The organism is Oceanimonas sp. MB9, assembly GCF_011319775.1.
In the GTDB taxonomy this organism is placed as follows: domain Bacteria; phylum Pseudomonadota; class Gammaproteobacteria; order Enterobacterales; family Aeromonadaceae; genus Oceanimonas; species Oceanimonas doudoroffii.
Genome location: NZ_VFBE01000005.1, coordinates 1,277,288 through 1,296,564 on the forward strand (window position 1 = coordinate 1,277,288; position 19,277 = coordinate 1,296,564).

Below are 19,277 nucleotides of genomic sequence, written 5' to 3' on the forward strand. Positions count from 1 at the left end.
CTCATCGCCAACCTACGGCTAATTCGTTGATTTTGCACAGGCCGCCCCAATAAATTGGGGCCTACAAGCGTACTAAAAAGCCGGGCGTGAAACCCGGCTTTTGAAAGTTACTTGCTGTGGCGCTCTTTGAGTTTGGCCATAATGTCGGCGAGTTCGAGGCCTTCCTGTTGCAGCAGCACGGTGAGGTGGTAGAGCAGGTCGGCGGATTCATTCACCAGCTCGTCCTTGTCGTGCACGGTGGCGGCCAGCGCCGTTTCCACGCCTTCTTCACCCACTTTCTGGGCAATGCGCTTGGTGCCCTTGGCATATAGGCTGGCGGTGTAGCTGGAGGCAGGGTCCGCGCCCTTGCGACTGGCGATCACCGCTTCAAGCTCTGCCAAAAAGGTCAGCGCCGGCGCCTGTTGCTCGTTAAAGCAGGACACATTGCCCAAATGGCAGGTGGGGCCCACCGGTTCGGCCATTACCAGCAGGGTGTCGCTGTCGCAATCGGTGCTGATGTCTTTCAGCTTGAGCACATGGCCGGAGCTTTCGCCCTTGGTCCACAGCCGGCTCTTGGTGCGGCTGAAAAAGGTCACATGGCCGGTTTCCAGGGTTTTGGTCAGGGCGTCGCCGTTCATATAGCCCAGCATCAGCACGCGGCCGGTGTGGCTGTCCTGCACAATCGCAGGCATCATGCCGTCTACCTTGTCCCAGTCCAGCTTGCTTGCATCAATCACGGATCACCACTCCTTCCTGCTTGAGATACTGCTTGAGCTCACCCATGTTGATGATGCCCTTGTGAAACACCGAGGCTGCGAGCGCCCCGTCTACGTCCGCTTCCAGAAACGCATCGCGGAAATGCACCATTTCGCCGGCACCGCCTGAAGCGATCAGCGGCACATCACAAATGGCCCGTACCTTCAGCAGTTGCTCAATGTCATAGCCCTGGCGCACGCCGTCCTGGTTCATCACGTTGAGCACAATTTCACCGGCGCCGCGCTTCTGCACTTCTTCCACCCAGTCAAAGGTGCTCCAGCGGGTCACCTGGGTGCGGCTTTCGTCACCGGTGAACTGGTGCACCTGATACTGGCCGGTGGCCTCGTCATAGTAGGAGTCGATGCCCACCACGATGCACTGCACGCCAAAGGTGTCGGCCAGCTCGGTGATGAGCTCGGGGTTGGCCAGGGCCGGGGAGTTGATGGAAATCTTGTCGGCGCCAAATTCCAGAATGCGCGCTGCGTCTTCCACCGACTTGATGCCGCCGGCCACGCAGAAGGGAATGTCGATCACTTCCGCCACTCGGCTCACCCAGCTCTTGTCTACCACCCGGTCCTGGCTGGAGGCGGTAATGTCGTAAAACACCAGCTCGTCGGCGCCCTCGGCGGCGTAACGCTCCGCCAGTGGCACGATGTCGCCGATGATCTCGTGGTTGCGGAATTTCACGCCTTTAACGACCTGGCCGTCTTTCACGTCCAGGCAGGGAATTATGCGTCTTGCCAGCATGCGATGGCCTCCTTGACGGTGAATTTGCCTTCCAGCAGCGAGCGGCCGAGGATCACGCCGGCCACGCCGGTGCCCTTGAGGGCGTCGATGTCGTCGATGTTGCCAATGCCGCCCGACGCCTGCCACAAAATGGTGGGATAGCGTGCGGCCAGCTCACGATACAGCGCCACGTTGGAGCCCGACAGGGTGCCGTCCTTGGAGATGTCGGTGCACAGCACATGGCACAGGCCCGCGGGCAGGTAGTGCTCGAGCAGGGATTCAATGGTAATGCCACTGTCTTCCTGCCAGCCGGCAATGGCGATTTTCTTTTCGCCGTCGGCGGTAATGTTGATGTCGAGCGCCAGCACAATGCGATCGGGGCCATAGTGCTTGATCCAGCCGGCCACCATTTCCGGGTTTTTCACCGCGGTGGAGCCAATCACCACCCGCTGGGCGCCGATGTCGAGCAGATCCCTGACGTCCTGCTCGGTGCGAATGCCGCCGCCAATCTGCACCGGCACCGGCGTGTTTTCAATCAGGCTTTTGATAACCGACAGCTGGCGCTCGCTGCTGTTCTTGGCGCCGTCCAGATCCACCAGGTGCAGCTGGGTGGCACCTTCGGCCACATAGAGGTCAAAGCGCTCCTGGGGTGAGGCGGTGTATTCGGTTTTTTGCTGGTAGTCGCCCTGATACAGGCGCACCACTTTTCCACCGATCAAATCTATTGCAGGGATAATCATGTGTTACGGCTCCAAGAAAATTTCTGCTGCTGGGCACTTTTCCTCTTACGATCAATCAGGTCAATGGCGGGAATAATCATTACAGCTCCAGAAAGTTTTTCAGCAGTTGGGCGCCGGCGGCACCGGAGCGCTCCGGATGGAATTGCACGCCAAAGAAGTTTTCCTGGCCAATGGCGGCACTGAAGCTTTGGCCATGCTGGCAGGTGGCCAGGGTATATTCACCCACGGGCACCGCGTAGGAGTGCACGAAATAGAAGAAGCTGCCTTCGGGAATGTCCTTGAACAGCGGGTGCTCCGGCATGGGGGTAATGCGGTTCCAGCCCATGTGGGGCAGGCGCACGCCGTCGCCGCCTTCCATGTGCAGGCACTCGGCATCCACCTTGCCCAGGCAGGCCACGTCGCCTTCCTGGGAGCGGTTCACCAGCATCTGCATGCCGAGGCAAATGCCCAGCACCGGCTTTTGCACCTGATCCAGCAGTTCAATCAGGTCGCGGTCGGCCAGGTTTTTCATGGCTTCCTTGGCGGTGCCCACGCCGGGCAGCAGCAGCTTGTCGGCTGCCAACACCACCTCGGGGTCGCGGCTCACGGTGACCTCATAGCCCAGACGCTCAATGGCGTAGCGCACGGAGGACAGGTTGGCGCAGCCGGTGTCGATAATGACTGTTTTCACAAAACCCCCTTGCTGGACGGCAGCTCATTGCCTTCCACGCGAATGGCCTGGCGCAGGGCGCGGCCAAAGCTCTTGAACACGCTTTCCACCATGTGGTGGGTGTTGTCGCCGGTCACCTTGAGGTGAATGTTGGCGGCCAGGCTGTCGCTCAGGGAGCGGAAGAAGTGCGGCACCATTTCCACGGTGAGATCACCCGCCTTGGGTTGCTTGAATTCGCCTTCAAACTTCATGAAGGGGCGGCCGGACAAGTCCAGGGTGACCGCCGCTTCACATTCGTCCATGGGCAGCACAAAGCCAAAGCGGCCAATGCCGCGTTTGTTGCCCAGGGCCTTGCGCAGGGCTTCGCCCAGGGCCAGGGCGGTGTCTTCCACGGTGTGGTGATCGTCAATATGCAGATCGCCGTCCACCTTGACGTTCAGGCGAAAGCCGCCATGGGTGGCGATTTGATCCAGCATGTGGTCGAAAAAGTGCAGGCCGGTGCTGATTTGGCTGCCACCGGTCTGGTCGAGATCCAGCCCCACGTGAATGTCGGTTTCCTTGGTGGTGCGGGTCACTTCGGCGGTGCGGCCCCGGCTGGTGAGCTTTTCTACGATCTGATCCCAGCCCAGGTTGTTGTGGCCGTAGTGCAAACCGGGCAGGCCCATGTTTTCGGCCAGCTGCATGTCGGTGTGGCGATCACCGATCACCCAGGAGTCGGTAAAGTCGATTTTGCCCTGCTGCAGGTAGTCTTTCACCAGCCCCAGGCGCGGCTTGCGGCAGGCGCAGTCGTCGTGCTGAAAGTGCGGGCAAATCAGCACCTCGTCAAAACGCACGCCCTGAGAGCTGAAAATCTGCATCATCAGGTTGTGGGGGGCGTCGAAGTCTTCCTGGGGAAAGCTGTCGGTGCCCAGGCCGTCCTGGTTGGTGACCATCACCAGCCGGTAGCCGGCGTTTTGCAGGGTCAGCAGCGCCGGAATGGCGTTGGGCAGAAACGCCAGTTTGTCGAGGCGGTCCAGCTGTTTGTCGACCGGCGGCTCTTCCACCAGGGTGCCGTCGCGGTCAATAAAAAGAATGCGTTCCTTAGACACTTATTGCTCCTCTTGCAGTACGTTCAGTACCGCGTCCATCTCGGCAGGGTTGCCGATGGTAATGCGAATGCAGTCGGCCAGTCCCGGCTTGCTTGCAAAGTCGCGCAATATGATACCGGCCCGGCTCATGCGGGCAAACATTTCGCTGCCCGGGGCAAAGCGCACCAGCAGGTAGTTGCCATTGGGGGCGAACACCTGTTTCACCTGGTCGTGCTGCTCCAGCCGGCCGGCCAGCTCGGTTTTCAGCCGGTTAATCTCATCCACCCGCTTGCGCATCAGCACCAGGCCCTGGTCGCTCAGCGCCTGGGCGGCAATTTGCGCCACCGGATCCGGCACCGGGTAGGGGGCGATGACCTTCAGCAGCAGGCCAATCACCTCGGGGCTGGCCAGCGTAAAGCCGCAGCGAATGCCTGCCAGGCCAAAGGCCTTGGACAGGGTGCGAATGATCACCAGGCCGTCGTAGTCGTTCAGCAGGTCCGCCTGGCTGTGCTCGGGGCAGAACTCGATATAGGCCTCGTCCACCACCACCAGGGCACGGCCCCTGGCGGCGTTCAGCAACCGCACCAGACCGGCTTCGTCCACCAGATCCCCGGTGGGGTTGTTGGGGGAACAGAGAAAGACAATTTTCACCTCGTCGAGGCGGGCGATAATGCCGTCGAAGTCCGGCTGGCGGGTGTTGGTGAGGGGCACTTCCACCACCTCCACGCCGTTGGTCTCGGCGCTGATGGCATACATGCCGTAGGTGGGCGGGCAGATCAGAATGCGATCCTGCCCCGGCTCGCAAAAGGTGCGGATCAGCAGCTCAATGCCTTCGTCGCCGCCCCGGCTCACCAGTACCTGCTCCGGGCTCACGCCGGCATAGGCGGCGTAGGCGTTGATCACCTGGGGCGGCTGGCATTCCGGATAGCGGTTCAGCCGCTCGCAGTTCAGGCTGAACTCGCCGCTGTCGGCCGCCTCGTTGGCGTTCAGCCACACATGACCCTGACCACCAATGCGCCGGGCGGACTGGTAGGGAGTCAGTTGCTGCACTTTGGCCCGGGCCAGTTTGGTTAGGCTCATGCTTGTTTCTCCAGTTTCGCCAGGCGCAGGGTCACGGCGTTTTTGTGGGCATCCAGGGTTTCGGTGGCGGCCAGCAGCTCGACCGCCGGGCCAATGGCGCGCAGGCCTTCGGGGCTGAGCTCCTGCACCGTATAGCGGCGCTGGTAGTCGGCCAGCCCCAGGCTGGAATAGGTGCGCGCATAGCCATAGGTGGGCAGGGTGTGGTTGGTGCCGCTGGCATAGTCACCCACCGACTCCGGGGTCCAGGCCCCGAGAAAGATGGATCCGGCATTTTTAAGCGCCGGCAACAGGGCACGCGGATCCTCGGTCTGTACGATCAGGTGCTCGGGGGCATAGGCATTGGAAATGCGCGCCGCCTCTGCCAGGTCGGCACAGATAAAGGTGCGGCTTTCCCCCAGTGCCTGGCGGGCAATGTCGGCACGGGAGAGCTCGGCCAGCTGGCGCTCCAGGGCGTCGTCCACTCGTGCCGCCAGTGCCCGGCTCGGGGTCACCAGGATCACCTGGGAGTCGGGGCCGTGTTCGGCCTGAGACAGCAGATCCGAGGCGATAAAGTCGGCATCGGCACTGTCATCCGCAATCACCAGCACTTCCGACGGGCCGGCGGGCATGTCGATGGCGGCGCCGTCGACATCGGAAGACACCTGCTGCTTGGCCTCGGTGACCCAGGCGTTGCCCGGGCCGAAGATTTTGTCCACCTTGGTGACGGTCTCGCTGCCATAGGCCATGGCGGCAATGGCCTGGGCGCCCCCAAGGGTGTAGATGGCGTCGACGCCGCAGCGTTTGGCGGTGTAGACAATGGCGTCGTTGATGGGGGGCGGCGAGCACAGCACCACCCGTTCGCAACCGGCCAGGCGGGCCGGAATGGCCAGCATCATCACGGTAGACACCAAGGGGGCGCTGCCGCCGGGCACGTACAGGCCTACCTTGCTAATGGGCTGAAAGTGCAGCTCGCAGCGCACGCCCGGGGTGGTGTCCTGAATGACGGAGGCGGGCAGCTGGGCGCGGTGAAAGGCCTCGATATTGCCGATGGCCAGTTCAATGGCGGCCTTCAGCTCGTCGCTGACCCGCTCGCCGGCGGCGGCGATGTCCGCGTCGGCAAGCTCAAGGCAATCGCGCTCGGCGCGGTCCAGGGTGCGGGTGAGATCCAGCAGGTCGATGTCGCCGCCTTTACGCACTCGGCTGATAATGTCGGCCACCTGTGCCTCGCGGCCGCTCTGCGCGAGAGCCGGCCGGCGCAGAGCGGCGGCCTGCTCGGCCGCGCTCAGTTGGTTCCAGTCCAGGGTTTTCATGGCTTACTCCATCATCTTCTCAATGGGCAGCACCAGAATGGATGACGCGCCCAGGGCCTTGAGGCCTTCCATGGTTTCCCAGAACATGTCTTCGCTGCTCACCATGTGAATGGCCACCTGGTTGGTCTCGCCAGCCAGCTGCATGATGGTGGGGCGCTCGGCACCGGGCAGCAGATCGATCACCTGCTCGAGCTTGTCTTTGGGGGCGTGCAGCATGATGTATTTGCTTTCCCGCGCCTGTTGCAGGCCCTGAATACGGGGCAGCAGCTTGTCGACGATTTGCTGCTTGCCGGCGGCCAGGGCGTTGCCGCTCTGGATCAGGACCGCCTTGGAGCGGAAGATGACATCGGCTTCCACCAGGCCGTTGGCTTCCAGGGTGGCGCCGGTAGACACCAGATCGCAGATGGCGTCGGCCACGCCGGCGCGGGGCGCCACTTCCACCGAGCCGTTCAGCATTACGCTTTTGAACTTCACGCCCTGCTCATCCATAAAGCGCTTCAGCAGCCAGGGGTAGGAGGTGGCGATGCGCTTGCCTTCCAGGCTTTGCGGGCCCTGGTAGTCGAAGTCGTCGGCCACCGCCAGCGACAGCCGGCAGCCGCCGAAGTCGAGGCGCTTGAGCACGCTGTAATCGGCGGCCTCGCCCTGGGCCTGGCGATCCATCAGGGTCTCTTCCAGCACGTTTTCACCTACCACGCCGAGATCCACCACGCCGTCCATCACCAGGCCGGGAATGTCGTCGTCCCGCACCAGCAGCAGGTCGATGGGCATGTTCTCGGCGTGGGCGATCAGGCGCTGTTCACGCAGGTTGAGCTTGACGCCGCAGCCCTTGAGCAGCTGCTGACATTCCTTGCTCAGACGACCGGATTTCTGAATCGCAATACGAAGGCGGGTTTTATCCAAAGTCATAATCGGTATTCCTTGTTACTGATGTGAGTCCTGAAACGAAAAACCCCCGAAAGCCAAGCTTCCGGGGGTCGATAATTCTGTCCTGCTGGAAGCCGCCAAGCGCAAGGTCTTCCAGAAAAAGCATTCTGAAAGACTAGTGTCGATGATGATGGTGATGCTTGGCGGTGTGCAGGAAGTTCATGATGCTGTATTCGGCTCGTTCAAATCGTTGAAAACGGATTCACCTTAACAAGTCGGGCTGGTTTTGCCAACCCTGAATCACAAGAAAGTTCCGGCCGGGATCACAAAGCGTGTTGGGCGTTGCTCAACGGGGTGGTGCGCCATGTGGTGACTTGCTCATTTTGCGGAATAAATGAATATAAATTCACTCATCGCTAAAGGAATCTGTTGTGGTGCCGGCGGCAAGGTTCAGCAAATAATCCGCGAACACACGCACCTTTTCCACCTCGCCCAGGCGCTCCGGATAAACCAGGTAATAGCTGTTGGCGCTGGTGATGCCATGGGACCAGGGCATCACCAGCTGACCCGATGCCAGCTCGTCTTCGATCAGGAAACGGGGTAGCAGGGCGATGCCGCAGCCGGCCATGGTGGCGCGGATCAGCATGTGAAAGGTCTCAAAGCGGTTGCCCTGATAACTGTGCTCCGTGGTCAGATCCTGCGCCGCAAACCAGTCGTGCCAGGAACGGGGGCGGGTGGACAGGTGCAACAGCCGGTAACGGGTCAGCTCCAGGGGCGACGCAGGTGCATGATTATTCAGCAGGCCGGGCGCGCACACGGGCACCACCTCTTCACCGAACAGCCGGTGGCATTCCAGTCCGGGCCAGCTGCCGTGGCCGTAGAAAAAAGCGATATCAATGCCTTCCTGATCCAGGTCAAACGACTCCACCTTCTCGCTGCAGTCCAGGTTGATATGCGGGTGGCGGTCGAGAAAGGCGCTGAGCCGGGGGGCCAGCCAGCGACTGCCAAAGGTGGGCAGGGTTGCCACCCTGAGCACGTCCCGCTGGTTGTTGTAGGACATGACGTACTGGGATGACATTTCCAGCTGGGCGAGGATCTTGCGTACTTCGCCGATGTAAATGGCCCCTTCCGGGGTCAGGCACAGGGAGCGGCGCACCCGGCGAAACAGCTTGCGGTTGAGGAACGACTCAAGCTGGGCTACCTGCTTGCTCACCGCGCTCTGGGTCAGGCTGAGTTCGTCCGCCGCGCGGGTAAAGCTCAGGTGTCTGGCCGAGGCGTCGAAACATTGCATGGCCGTAATGGAAGGTAGGTAACGCATGAATTCGTATATGGCTGTGGAAGCAAGCCGCCAGTATACCTCGTCTGGCGGCCTGAGTACCGGCTGGCGCCGGTGAGGGAGTGTGATCTCCCTCCAGTGTTATGAGGCTTGTTACTGAGTGGCAACCAGAGCGGGGCGCTGGCGCTGCAGCCAGTAACAGGCGGCAATCAGCACCAGGCCCGAGCCGGAGCTGACCATGCCGGGCATGATCATGGCCAGGCCGGCCGCCAGCAGCAGGGCTCGTTCGGGCAGCGACGACGGGCGAATGAAATAGCCGATCAGCGCACTGCTGATGGCCATCATGCCGAGCAGGGCGAACACCAGCGCCATGACCAGCTCCGGCAGGTTTACATCCACCAGTACCAGTATGGGGTGGTAGATAAACACATAGGGAATGATAAAGGCACCAATGGCAAGCTTGACCGCGGTGACCCCGGTTTTCATCGGGTTGGCCCGGGCAATGCCGGCGCCGGCATAGGCGGCCAGACACACCGGCGGGGTGATGTCGGCGACGATACCGAAATAGAACACGAACAGGTGCACGGCAATGGGCGCCAGGCCGAACTCGTTGATCAGTGCCGGCGCCGCTATGGTGGCGGTCACCACATAGTTGGCGGTGGTGGGCAGCCCCATGCCCAGCACGATGCAGGCGATCATGGTAAAGATAAGCGCCAGGATCAAAGTGCCGTCGGCCAGGTTGATAATGCCGGCGGCAAACTTGGCGCCCAGTCCGGTCATGCCGACCACTCCGGCAATAATGCCGGCGGTGGCCACGGCGGCGATCACCGGCAGGGCCACGCGGGCACCCTGCTCCAGCAGGGACAGCAGCGACTTCGGTGTCAGCCGGGATTCTTTTCTTACCATGCTGACCAGCAGGGCGGCGCCAATGCCGAGCAGGGCGGCGCGCTGTGCGGTAAAGCCGGCGATGATGGTGCCAACCACCACCAGCAGCGGCAACAGCATATAACCCTGGCGTTTGAGCAGATCGAGCTTGCTGGGCAGCTGCTCTTTCGGGATCCCGAGAATGCCCTGTTTCTTGGCTTCGAAGTGGGCGCCGATGAAGATGCCGCTGAAGTAGAGCACGGCGGGAATGACGGCGGCCATCATGATTTCGGCGTAGGAGACACCGATGTATTCCACCATGATAAAGGCGGCGGCGCCCATCAGGGGAGGCATGATCTGCCCGCCGGTAGACGCGGCAGCCTCGCCGGCGGCGGCGAATTCGGGCTTGAAGCCGGCCTTTTTCATCATCGGAATGGTAAAGGAGCCCGAGGCCACGGTATTGCCGACCGAGCTGCCCGAGATCATGCCCTGAAAGGCACTGGCGATCACCGCCGCCTTGGCGCTGCCGCCGGTATAGCGGCCGGTGCAGGCAAAGGCCAGATCATTGAAAAACTGGCCGACGCCGGTGCGGGTCAGCACCACGCCAAAAAACAGGAACAGAAAGATAAATTTGGCAGAGATCTGAATCGGGGTGCCAAAAATGCCGCTCTCCCTAAACCACAGGCTGACCGACACATCGGTCAGCTCAAAGCCGGGATGAGACAGAATGCGGGTGGGAATGAAATTGCCAAACAGGGCGTAGGCAATGGCCAGTGAGGCCACGATGACGATGGGCATGCCCACGGTGCGGCGGGTTGCTTCCAGTACGAACAGCACCCCCAGCACCGCCACAATCAGGTCGATGGTGGAGTAGCCGGTCACACGGCCACGCAAAATTTCGTTAAAGAACAGTATTTTGTAATAGGCCACAAAGGTGGCGACAAAGGCCAGTATGACGTCGTACCAGGCCACGCCAGGGCGATTTACCCCTCGGCGGCTGGCCGGATACAGCAGAAATATCATGCCCAGGGCCAGGCCCAGGTGAACGGCCCCCTGCTTCTGGGTTGGCAGGGTACCGAAATAACCGGTGTAGAGGTGAAAGCCGGTCAGGGTGACCGCAAACAGGGTCACTACCCAGCCCCAGCGGCCGATATTTTTTCTGAAGGCCGACTCTTTGTCGTATTTTTCGAGCAGGGTGTCCTGTGTGTGAGTGTTATTCATTGCAGCTATCCATGAACCAAATAAAAAGAGGCGGGCAACAAGGCCCACCTCTGTTCGAACCGGGATCGGTTACTTTGCCTTGATGTTGTCGAAGGAAGAAACCTTGTTGCCGGCGCGGCTGACGATTTGTACGACTTCCGGATAGATCTGGCCGATAAAGGCGGCGTTGTCCACGGGGGAGCCTTCAAACTCGGCCTTGCCTTCGAGCGCATTGCGGGCCGGCACATGCACAGACATGCCCAGATCCATTTTGCCGTCACGAATGCTCACCAGGTTTTCTATGGAGGCGCTGGTTTCCACGTTGGTGAAGTTGGCACCGGGAATGTTGTTGTTCCAGTTGGTGGCGATTTCGCCGCCCAGCGGATAATAGGTGCCCCCCTGGCTGCCGGTGCCGAGAATGAACTCGCTCTTGTCCGCCTGCTCGCCAAGTTCGGCCACGGGCAGGGTAACGGTCAGGCCCTTTTCTTCATAGAAGCGCTTGGCGCCCGGATGGATTTTGAGGGCGTCCCCTCCATTCAGGGCGTGCTCCAGGGTCAGGAACTTGGCCTGGGAATGGGTCACCTGATCGGCCTGGTCGTACATGACCTTGGCCAGTTGATACCCCATTTCTTCGCTGATGGTATTGGTGTTGGCCATCAGCACCGCAAAGGCCGCAATGGTTTGTACGTCTTTATCCAGGAACTGGTAGCTGGCCTTGTCGATGATGAAACGACGGTAATCGCTGCTGCCTTCGATTTTTTCGACGACGTCGTCGGACAGGCTCAGCATGACCACGTCTCCGGAGGCCGCCTGCAGGCTTTCGATGCTGCCGGCGGGCAGGCCCATGATCCCCATGGAGATATCGATGTTGCCATCCTGAACGCCGTCGAGGGCATCGCCAAAACGTTCCTGATAGGCATTGAAATCGCCCTCTTCAACGCCATAGGCGTTCAGGATCATGTGGGATACTTTCTGCGTGGTGCTGGCGGCGGGACCGATGGCGATGTTGGCCTTGCTGGCTGCATTATCGCAGCCGCTCAGCACGGCGGTCAGGGAAAGCAGGGTGGTGGCCAGTATTGTCTTTTTCATGAGTTCAATATCCTTATCAGCCGGAACGTGTCCATTGCCTCGTCAGGGTTGATGGCTGGCGTGCTCCGGCCTTGCTGTGGGCGAGAGAGTGCACGGAGGTTCCATTATTTTCATATTGAGATAAAACGAAAAATAGTTGTGGTTTCATTCCATTTTTTCGTTTTTCTGTGGTTTTTTATGTCAGCTTTTTTCCTTTTTATGAAAGTTGTAACAGGGCGGGCATAAAAATGAAGACCTTTGTATTGCATTGCCTTTGAGTCTATGAGCGGGTGGCAAAATTTGAGTCCTCATGCATCGACCGACGGCGCGTCGTTCGCACAGGGCATGGTCATTCGTGGTGGTGTGTCGGCGTGGGAATGTGTGGTTTCGGTCGTCGAGTCGTGACCATATGCCCCCCAGGCCGCGCTGCGGGCAACGGCCTGGGGAGAAGTGACGGCCGCTATCAGGCGCTGAGCACCTGACGAACCCGTTGAATGGAGGCGTCCTGCATGTCGGCGTAAAGGCCGAACTCATCGATCACCGGGCATCCCAGGGCGCGTTCAAACGCGGCCTTGCTGGCATTCTGACGGTAGGCCTGGTGGCTGGCGCTACCCAGGTTGGACTGAAAAATGCCTGCAGCGCTGACCGGCAGGAAATCTTCATAGGTGATGGGACTGGCCTGTACCAGTCCGGCCTCGATCAGTGTTTCCATGTCGCTGACATCGGCGCCCCGGGCCGCGGGTTGCCGGCCGGCATCGGTCAGTTCATAACGGAAATAACCCAGCCGCTGCTGGCGCAGGCTGGCCTCATCATCGGGAAAGTCGGCAAAAATATCGACCAGCTGGCGCTGATGGCCGTCGTTGTCGGGCTGAGCCGGGGCCTGGCGCGAGCGGGCGAGCAGTTCATCATAAAGGGCACGCCCCTTCGGAGTGAGCGCCATGCCCCGCTGTTCGATTTCGCCAAAACGGGCGGTGTGGGTACCGGCCTGCTCGCCGGCAAACAGCACCGGCTCTTCCAGGGCGGTAAAGCTGGTCTGGCGCAGCAGTATGGGGCAACGGCGACGGGGGGGGCCTTCAATGACCGCCTTCGGACTGATGCCCGCCGCGGGCATGTGTTGCTGCACGGCGTCGATGTCCAGGGTGCGGGGAGTCAGGTGATTGATATGGGGGCCATGAAAGCAGACCACGTCGGCAATCAGCCGGTGGGAGTCCTGCAGCGCCTGGTAGCTGGCGTGGTCAACGGTGGCGTGGCGGTGCCAGCGAAAGGTTTCCAGTACCTCGGCCACGAATTCCTGCGCCTGGGCGTCGGTCAGGCCGCCCTGGGCCTCGGCGACATCCACCAGGGCTCTGGCCTTGGGCGTGAAGATGTCCCGCCGGGCCAGAATGGCCTCAGCCTGCTGGCGCAGGGCGTCATCTTCGATAAGCTCCAGCCGCAGCAGCGAAGTGAAAATGCGAAACGGATTGCGCTGCAGCGACGCCGGATCAACGGGACGAAACGCGGTGGAATGCACCGGCACGCCGGCTTCGGACAGATCGTAATAGCTGACCGGCTGCATGCCCATGATGGCGAAGATGCGGCGCAGCATGTGCAGCTCGTCGGCGGTTCCAACCCGAATGGCGCCATGACGCTCCAGGCTCAGCCGTTCCAGCTCTCCCTGTTGTTGCAATTGCTCGTGCAAGGCCGGCTCGCGGGCCAGCACTTGCTCGTTGATGTCGGCAACCAGTCGTACCAGGGTGCCGTATTGCGGCACCTCCTGCTGATACATGCGCGACATGGCATCGGAAAACAGGGTGCGGATGTTATCCGCAGAAACGTAGGCAGTGTGCACCATGGTGGCAATGTCCTTTGACCTGTGAAACGGTGAATCTACCGAACCTTAATACCCCTTCATAAAGGATGACAAACGGCGATTGCTCGTGAACGCATTCCACAATGGAATTGGATGCTGCATACGTTTATCACGCCGTGAAAATGGTGCTTTAAGGCGGCCTTGACTAAGTTTAACAGGCAAGATGTTGTTCAAAAAACAACCGATCCAGGGAGGGAGGTTAACCACTAAAGGAAGAATCACTCTGCTGTCTGGTACCAGCGGCACTCATATTACCCCGGCGGGCCAGTGGTTTGCCGTGATGAGGCCGGTATTCGGTGCCAGGCAAAGGGAGAATCATCATGGCCTATCAAAAAACCTTGTTGGCAACGGCCATTGTTTGTGCAATGGCCAGCGCTTCCCCTTCGGCGCTGGCCGATACTCAGGAGCTGGAGCAACTCAAGCGCCAGCTGGGCACCCTGCTCGATCGAGTAGAGCAACTTGAAGTCAAAACCCGCAATGCAGAGGCGCGGGCGGAGGCTGCGGAAGCCAGGGCCGCCAGTGCCATGCCGGCGGCAAAACCGACGGCGGTGCACTCCGGTAACGACAAGATTCGAGTGTCGGTGTCCGGGCATGTTAACCGGGCGCTGCTGGCGGTGGACGATGGCGAAGAGACCGAGCTCTACCATGTGGACAACGACAGCTCTTCAACCCGGTTAAGGGTGATCGGGGAAGGGGATGTCAGCCCCGAGCTGACCGTGGGTACCGCCATTGAGGTGCAGCTTGAGTCCAACTCCTCCTTTGCGGTGAGTCAGGATAATGAATCCCCCAGTGGCGACACCATTTCCGACCGACGGCTGGAGGTGTATTTCGATCATGACCGGCTGGGCAAACTCTGGGTCGGTAAGGGCTGGACCGCCAGTGAAGACAGCTCTGAAATGGATCTGTCGGGTACTGCCCTCGCGGGTTACTCCTCTACCGCCGATATTGCCGGTGGCATCAAGTTTCGGGATGACGATGGCAACCTGAGCAGCATCACGGTGGGTGACAGTTTCACCAACCTGGATGGCCTGGGCCGCCGGGATCGCCTGCGTTACGATACGCCTACCTTTGGCGGCGTCAGGCTGGCGGTGAGCGCCGTGGAAGACAGCGCCTGGGATGCGGCCCTGAATTACTCCGCCGACTACAACCTGGGCAAGCTGGCCGCCGCCGTGGCCTACTCGGATCAGGAAAGCAACGACGGTCAGGTGAATGGCTCGGCGTCGTTTCTGCATACCAGTGGCGTCAGTCTGACCCTGGCCGCGGGTGAGCGGGACAGCGGTGGACAGGATCCCAACTTTGTCTACGGCAAGCTGGGTTATCAGAACCAGTGGTTCAGTGCCGGTAAAACCGCCATGTCGGTGGATTATCATGTGGCCAACCATGCCGATGAACGCAGTGACAAGGCCACCTCGGTCGGGGTGCAGATGGTGCAGAATGTCGATGACTGGGCCACCGAGCTCTATGTGGGCTACCGCAACTATGATCTCGAGCGCGCCGACGAGAACCTGGACGATGCCAATGCGCTGATCGCCGGTGCCCGTATCAAGTTTTAGGAGCCGACATGAAAACAGGCATTTTGCTGATGGTGCTGTGGTTGAGTGGCTGCGGTGGTACGCCGTCCAGCTATCACAGTGAGCGGGAAATTCCCGAAGGTCCCGGCCTGCTGACCGGTGAGGATGGCGCCTACCTGTATCAGCGCTGAGGACGCGGAAGGCCGGGGCACATCATGGCAATTGAAGTGAGGCTGTGCTAACAAGGGTGACCGAATTGGATTCATACGGGAGCCTTTGTCTTGGACATTCTCATTATGCTGGTGCTGACCCTGGTGGCGGGCATGGCCATGCCCGCCGGTGCCCTGCTGGCGCGGGTAGAGCGTATTCATCCCCACTGGCTGGAAAACGAGTTTCGTCACGCCGTGGTAGCCTTTGGTGGCGGTGCCTTGTTGTCGGCGGTGGCCCTGGTGCTGGTGCCGCAAGGGGCGGCCCGGTTGCAGGCCGGCACCGCGGCGCTGTGCTTTGCCGGCGGCGGCCTGGCCTTTATGGCCCTCGACATGCTGTTGTATCGCCTGAAAACGCAGGCCGGTCAGCTGGCGGCCATGCTGTCGGACTTTATTCCCGAATCGCTGGCACTGGGGGCTGCCTTTGCCTTTGGCAGTCAGGGCGGCGCTTTGTTGCTGGCCGGGTTGATGGCGCTGCAGAATTTGCCTGAAGGTTTTAACGCCTTTCGTGAGTTGAATGGCGACCGTGGCCGCAGGGCGGGGCAGGCGATTCGCGCCTTTACCCTGATGGCCCTGCTGGGGCCGGTGGCGGCCCTGACTGGCTATTTCTGGTTGTCGGCCTACCCCGAGCTGGTGTCGGGCATCATGCTGTTCGCTGCCGGTGGCATTCTCTATTCGGTGTTTCAGGATATCGCTCCCCAGGCGGTACTGAAGCGCCACTGGGCACCGCCCATGGGGGCGGTGCTGGGCTTTTTGCTGGGAATCATCGGGCATATGCTCACCGGCCATGGCGCCTGAACAGCTATCGATGGCAGGGGTCAGGGAAGGTGAATCGCCAGGCTGAGCAATACACGGCGGCCCTGCTCAATACGGCTGACACTGTGATCATACAGATCCGGGCGGAACAAAATGACGCGATCGAACAGGCTAAAAATCACCTTGTCGGCGTGGAACCGTCCCCCTTTTTCGGGCTTTTTCAGCACCATATTCAACTTGTAATAGCGGCCCCCACCCATGGGGTCATGGTGACGCATCACCCTATGTCCCTGCGGATAGGTCACCAAGTTGAGTGCAAATCGGCGGCCATGAAATAACGTGCGATTTTTAACCATTCTGTCTCCTTGCCGGTAAAAGGCTCATTGCAGCACCTTTTGAGCGATCGTTCAAACTTCGGCAGTGGGCGATGCCACGGTAATGGAGATGCATTGCCGGCTTCGGCGGATGGGTCGTTCGCCCAGCCTGCCGTGTTGGTTTATCGTGCAAGTCGGTCATGCGATCTCACCCAGGTTTTGAATAAGGCCGAATAGCGCCTGCCGCCCCGGCCCGGCTTTTGGTATTATTTGCGTTTTAGCAATGGATACACCGCCGTGGACCCCATCGACAGCAGCGCACTCTTTGACCCTGACGGGCCCCTGGCTCAAGCGATTGAGGGCTTCAGCCCCCGCGCCGCCCAGGTGGACATGTCGGCGGCGGTGGCCCAGGCGCTGACCGATCGCATTCCCCTGGTGGTGGAGGCGGGCACCGGCACCGGCAAAACCTTTGCCTACCTGGCGCCGGCCCTGGCCGCCGGCAAGAAGGTGGTGGTCAGCACCGGTTCGCGCAACCTGCAGGAGCAGCTTTATCACCGTGATCTGCCCACCCTGATCAAGGCCCTGGGCTACAGTCAGCCGGTGGCCCTGCTCAAGGGGCGGGCCAACTATCTGTGCATTGAGCGGTTGGGCCGGTTGAACGACGCCGTGCCCGGACTGTCGGCGGAGGCGTTGACCGATCTGCAACGGGTCAGGCGCTTTGCGCCGCTCACCACTACCGGCGATGTGGGCGATATTCCCGGCCTGCCCGAGCGCAGCGAGATCCTGCCCCTGGTGACCAGCACCAACGACAACTGTGCCGGCCGTGACTGCGCCCACTATCAGGACTGCCACCTGGTCAAGGCCCGTAACCGAGCCATGGAGGCCCAGGTGGTGGTGGTGAATCATCACCTGTTTTTTGCCGACATGGCCGTGCGCGATACCGGTTTTGGCCAGCTGATCCCCGACGCCGAGATGTATATTCTCGACGAGGCCCACCAGCTGCCCGACATTGCCGGCCAGTATTTCGGTCAAAGCCAGTCCAGCCGGCAGTTTCTGGAATTTGCCCGGGATCTGCGGCTGGCGCAAAAGAGCGAGGCCAAGGACATGGCTCAGCTCGGCAAGGCGGCGGATCAGCTGGAGCGCAATGCCCAGGATTTTCGGCTGGCGTTCGACCTCGATACCGGCCGGGGACAGCTTCGACCGGCCCTGGCACGGCCGGCGGTGGCCCAGACGCTGTCCCGGCTGGGCGACAGCCTCGGCTTTACCCATGAGGTGTTAAAGCTCTGTTTGGGACGGGGCGAGCAGCTCGATCAGTGTTTTGAACGGCTGATTGGCCTGCGCACCCAACTGGACGAGCTCACCCGGGTCGAGGAGCACGGCTATTCCTTCTGGTATGACTGCAGCCGGCTGCATGTGGCCCTGCACAAGACCCCGCTGTCGGTGGCCGAGCGTTTTGCCGCCGAGCTGGCCCGGGAAGAAACCAGCTGGGTGTTTACCTCCGCCACCCTGGCGGTGGGCGCCAGTTTTGCGCATTTTTGCGCCGATCTGGGACTCACCGAATGCCGTACCTTGCAATTGGACAGCCCTTTTGATTACCCTCGCCAGTCTCGCCTGTGTGTGCCCCGTTATTTGCCCGAAACCAGCGGCGCGGGCCGCGGCCACCGGCTGGCCAACAGCCTGCTTGAGACCATAGCCCGAGTGCCCGGCGGCACCTTCTTTTTGTGCACCAGCTATCAGGTGATGCGGGAAGTGGCCGAGGTGTTGCGCGCCCGCCTGGATCGCACCGTGCTGATGCAGGGGGAGGACAACAAGGTACGGCTGCTGGAGCAGTTCAGCCAGGATGGCCGGGCGGTATTGGTGGCCACCGGCAGTTTCTGGGAAGGCATAGACGTGCGTGGCCGTGCCCTGCAGTGTGTGGTGATCGACAAGCTGCCCTTTGCCGCCCCCGATGATCCGCTGCTCAGCGCCCGGCTGGAAGACTGCCGACGCCGGGGCGAAGACGGCTTTGCCCGAGTGCAGCTGCCCAGGGCCATTATTACCCTCAAGCAGGGGGTGGGGCGGCTAATTCGCGACGTGGAAGACAAGGGCGTACTGTTGATCACCGATGCCCGCCTGGTGAACCGGGCCTACGGCGCCGACTTTATTGCCAGCCTGCCGGCAATGCCACGCACCCGCAGCCTGCCGGCGCTGAATGAATTTCTGTCAAATCTGGAGTAATCACCCATGAGCCTGTTACTGGCCATTGATACCGCCACCGAAGCCTGCTCCGCCGCCCTCTGGCAGGACGGCGCCATACTGAGCCGCTATCAGGTGGCGCCCCGGGGTCACACCGAGTTGATCCTGCCCATGGTGCAGGAGTTGCTGGCCGAGGCCGGGGTCACCCTGGCTCAGCTTGACGGCCTGGCCTTTGGCCGAGGCCCCGGCTCCTTTACCGGCGTGCGCATCACCCTGGGCGTGGCCCAGGGGCTGGCCTTTGGCGCCGATCTGCCACTGGTGGGCGTATCCAACCTGCAGGCCCTGGCCCAGGGCGCCCATCGCCACGGCGGTTGCGAGCGCGTGCTGGCCGCTATTGATGCCCGCATGGACGAAATTTATGTGGGCGGCTTTGCCCTGGAGCAGGGGGTGATGATAGAAACCCTGCCGGAGCAGGTGCTGGCGCCGAAGGACTTCTTGGCCGCCGGCGACGAACGCTGGCAGCAGGGCGCCGGCAGTGGTTTTGTCACCTATCCTGATCTCACCGGCCGGGTGGATGTGTTGTGCGAGGCGGTGCCCTTTCCCGAGGCGCGCGACATGCTGCCCGCCGCCCTGCAGGATCTGGCCGCCGGCAAGGGCGTCAGCGCCGCCGAGGCTCGGCCGGTATACTTGAGAGACAAGGTAACCTGGCAGAAGCTGCCCGGTCGCTAAGGAGTCGGGGTGACCATTTTTTATTCGTTTACCCGGGAAGAGGCGCCGCTGATGTTTCCCCAGCGGCCCTATCATCGAACCCGTCAGTGTACGCGCCGCCGCAAACGCCAGCGTCAACGCCTGTTGCGCCAGTGGCATCGGCAGCGGCGCCGGTAAGCGGTATTTATTTTTTCAGGCCC

The 19,277-nt window shown here is 61.1% G+C and carries 19 protein-coding genes; 6 read left to right on the plus strand and 13 right to left on the minus strand.

Going from position 1 to position 19,277, the window contains the following annotated elements:
• Nucleotides 1-107 precede the first annotated feature (107 nt).
• From hisIE to OJHNALOF_RS09355, 12 genes are all read right to left on the minus strand, one after another.
• A complete protein-coding gene (gene hisIE, locus OJHNALOF_RS09300; protein ID WP_165661833.1) occupies nt 108-716 on the minus strand; it encodes a bifunctional phosphoribosyl-AMP cyclohydrolase/phosphoribosyl-ATP diphosphatase HisIE in 609 nt (202 codons plus the stop codon).
• Nucleotides 709-1,482 carry an imidazole glycerol phosphate synthase subunit HisF gene (gene hisF, locus OJHNALOF_RS09305; RefSeq protein WP_165661834.1) on the minus strand — a complete coding sequence of 258 codons (774 nt, stop codon included), beginning with the start codon at nt 1,480-1,482 and terminating at the stop codon, nt 709-711. The genes hisIE and hisF overlap by 8 nt, the downstream gene beginning before the upstream one ends.
• Nucleotides 1,464-2,201 (minus strand): 1-(5-phosphoribosyl)-5-[(5-phosphoribosylamino)methylideneamino]imidazole-4-carboxamide isomerase, encoded by a 738-nt coding sequence (gene hisA, locus OJHNALOF_RS09310; protein WP_094199343.1) that lies wholly within the window; start codon nt 2,199-2,201, stop codon nt 1,464-1,466. Before hisA ends, hisF begins: the two co-directional genes overlap by 19 nt.
• Before the next feature lie 79 nt (nt 2,202-2,280).
• Nucleotides 2,281-2,871, minus strand: a complete 591-nt coding sequence (gene hisH, locus OJHNALOF_RS09315) for an imidazole glycerol phosphate synthase subunit HisH (protein ID WP_094199342.1) — start codon at nt 2,869-2,871, stop codon at nt 2,281-2,283.
• Nucleotides 2,868-3,938, minus strand: coding sequence for a bifunctional histidinol-phosphatase/imidazoleglycerol-phosphate dehydratase HisB (gene hisB, locus OJHNALOF_RS09320; protein ID WP_094199341.1), 1,071 nt, complete (start codon nt 3,936-3,938; stop codon nt 2,868-2,870). Before hisB ends, hisH begins: the two co-directional genes overlap by 4 nt.
• A complete protein-coding gene (gene hisC, locus OJHNALOF_RS09325) occupies nt 3,939-4,997 on the minus strand; it encodes a histidinol-phosphate transaminase (protein WP_165661835.1) in 1,059 nt (352 codons plus the stop codon).
• On the minus strand, nt 4,994-6,286 hold the full coding sequence (gene hisD / locus OJHNALOF_RS09330) for a histidinol dehydrogenase (protein WP_165661836.1): 1,293 nt from the start codon (nt 6,284-6,286) through the stop codon (nt 4,994-4,996). Before hisD ends, hisC begins: the two co-directional genes overlap by 4 nt.
• A gap of 3 nt (nt 6,287-6,289) precedes the next feature.
• A complete protein-coding gene (gene hisG / locus OJHNALOF_RS09335; protein ID WP_165661923.1) occupies nt 6,290-7,186 on the minus strand; it encodes an ATP phosphoribosyltransferase in 897 nt (298 codons plus the stop codon).
• Nucleotides 7,187-7,556: 370 nt separating this feature from the next.
• Nucleotides 7,557-8,468 (minus strand): transcriptional regulator GcvA, encoded by a 912-nt coding sequence (gcvA, locus tag OJHNALOF_RS09340; protein WP_165661837.1) that lies wholly within the window; start codon nt 8,466-8,468, stop codon nt 7,557-7,559.
• A 111-nt stretch (nt 8,469-8,579) separates the two neighbouring features.
• Nucleotides 8,580-10,511, minus strand: coding sequence for a TRAP transporter permease (locus OJHNALOF_RS09345; RefSeq protein WP_165661838.1), 1,932 nt, complete (start codon nt 10,509-10,511; stop codon nt 8,580-8,582).
• A gap of 69 nt (nt 10,512-10,580) precedes the next feature.
• Complete coding sequence (locus OJHNALOF_RS09350) at nt 10,581-11,579, minus strand: TAXI family TRAP transporter solute-binding subunit (protein WP_165661839.1); 999 nt, start codon at nt 11,577-11,579, stop codon at nt 10,581-10,583.
• Nucleotides 11,580-12,021: 442 nt separating this feature from the next.
• Nucleotides 12,022-13,389 (minus strand): VOC family protein, encoded by a 1,368-nt coding sequence (locus OJHNALOF_RS09355; protein ID WP_165661840.1) that lies wholly within the window; start codon nt 13,387-13,389, stop codon nt 12,022-12,024.
• 338 nt (nt 13,390-13,727) lie between these two features.
• Between OJHNALOF_RS09355 and OJHNALOF_RS09360 the strand changes: the two genes are divergently transcribed.
• The 3 genes from OJHNALOF_RS09360 (at nt 13,728) to OJHNALOF_RS09370 (ending at nt 15,922) form a co-directional block, all read left to right on the plus strand.
• Nucleotides 13,728-14,960 (plus strand): porin, encoded by a 1,233-nt coding sequence (locus OJHNALOF_RS09360; RefSeq protein ID WP_165661841.1) that lies wholly within the window; start codon nt 13,728-13,730, stop codon nt 14,958-14,960.
• An 8-nt stretch (nt 14,961-14,968) separates the two neighbouring features.
• Entirely contained in the window at nt 14,969-15,109 is a 141-nt protein-coding gene (locus OJHNALOF_RS09365) for a hypothetical protein (protein WP_165661842.1), read from the plus strand.
• A 90-nt stretch (nt 15,110-15,199) separates the two neighbouring features.
• Nucleotides 15,200-15,922, plus strand: a complete 723-nt coding sequence (locus OJHNALOF_RS09370; protein ID WP_240919658.1) for a divalent cation transporter — start codon at nt 15,200-15,202, stop codon at nt 15,920-15,922.
• 20 nt (nt 15,923-15,942) lie between these two features.
• Here the strand turns inward: OJHNALOF_RS09370 and OJHNALOF_RS09375 are convergent, their stop codons facing one another.
• Complete coding sequence (locus OJHNALOF_RS09375) at nt 15,943-16,236, minus strand: 2OG-Fe(II) oxygenase (protein ID WP_094199333.1); 294 nt, start codon at nt 16,234-16,236, stop codon at nt 15,943-15,945.
• Between the two features lie 264 nt (nt 16,237-16,500).
• On the opposite strand from OJHNALOF_RS09375, the gene OJHNALOF_RS09380 reads away from it, so the two are divergent.
• The 3 genes from OJHNALOF_RS09380 to OJHNALOF_RS09390 are packed head-to-tail and all read left to right on the plus strand — an operon-like array spanning nt 16,501 to nt 19,254.
• Nucleotides 16,501-18,411, plus strand: a complete 1,911-nt coding sequence (locus tag OJHNALOF_RS09380; RefSeq protein WP_370462312.1) for an ATP-dependent DNA helicase — start codon at nt 16,501-16,503, stop codon at nt 18,409-18,411.
• A gap of 6 nt (nt 18,412-18,417) precedes the next feature.
• Complete coding sequence (gene tsaB / locus OJHNALOF_RS09385) at nt 18,418-19,098, plus strand: tRNA (adenosine(37)-N6)-threonylcarbamoyltransferase complex dimerization subunit type 1 TsaB (protein WP_094199331.1); 681 nt, start codon at nt 18,418-18,420, stop codon at nt 19,096-19,098.
• A 9-nt stretch (nt 19,099-19,107) separates the two neighbouring features.
• Nucleotides 19,108-19,254, plus strand: coding sequence for a hypothetical protein (locus OJHNALOF_RS09390; protein ID WP_165661844.1), 147 nt, complete (start codon nt 19,108-19,110; stop codon nt 19,252-19,254).
• The last annotated feature ends 23 nt before the right edge of the window (nt 19,255-19,277 follow it).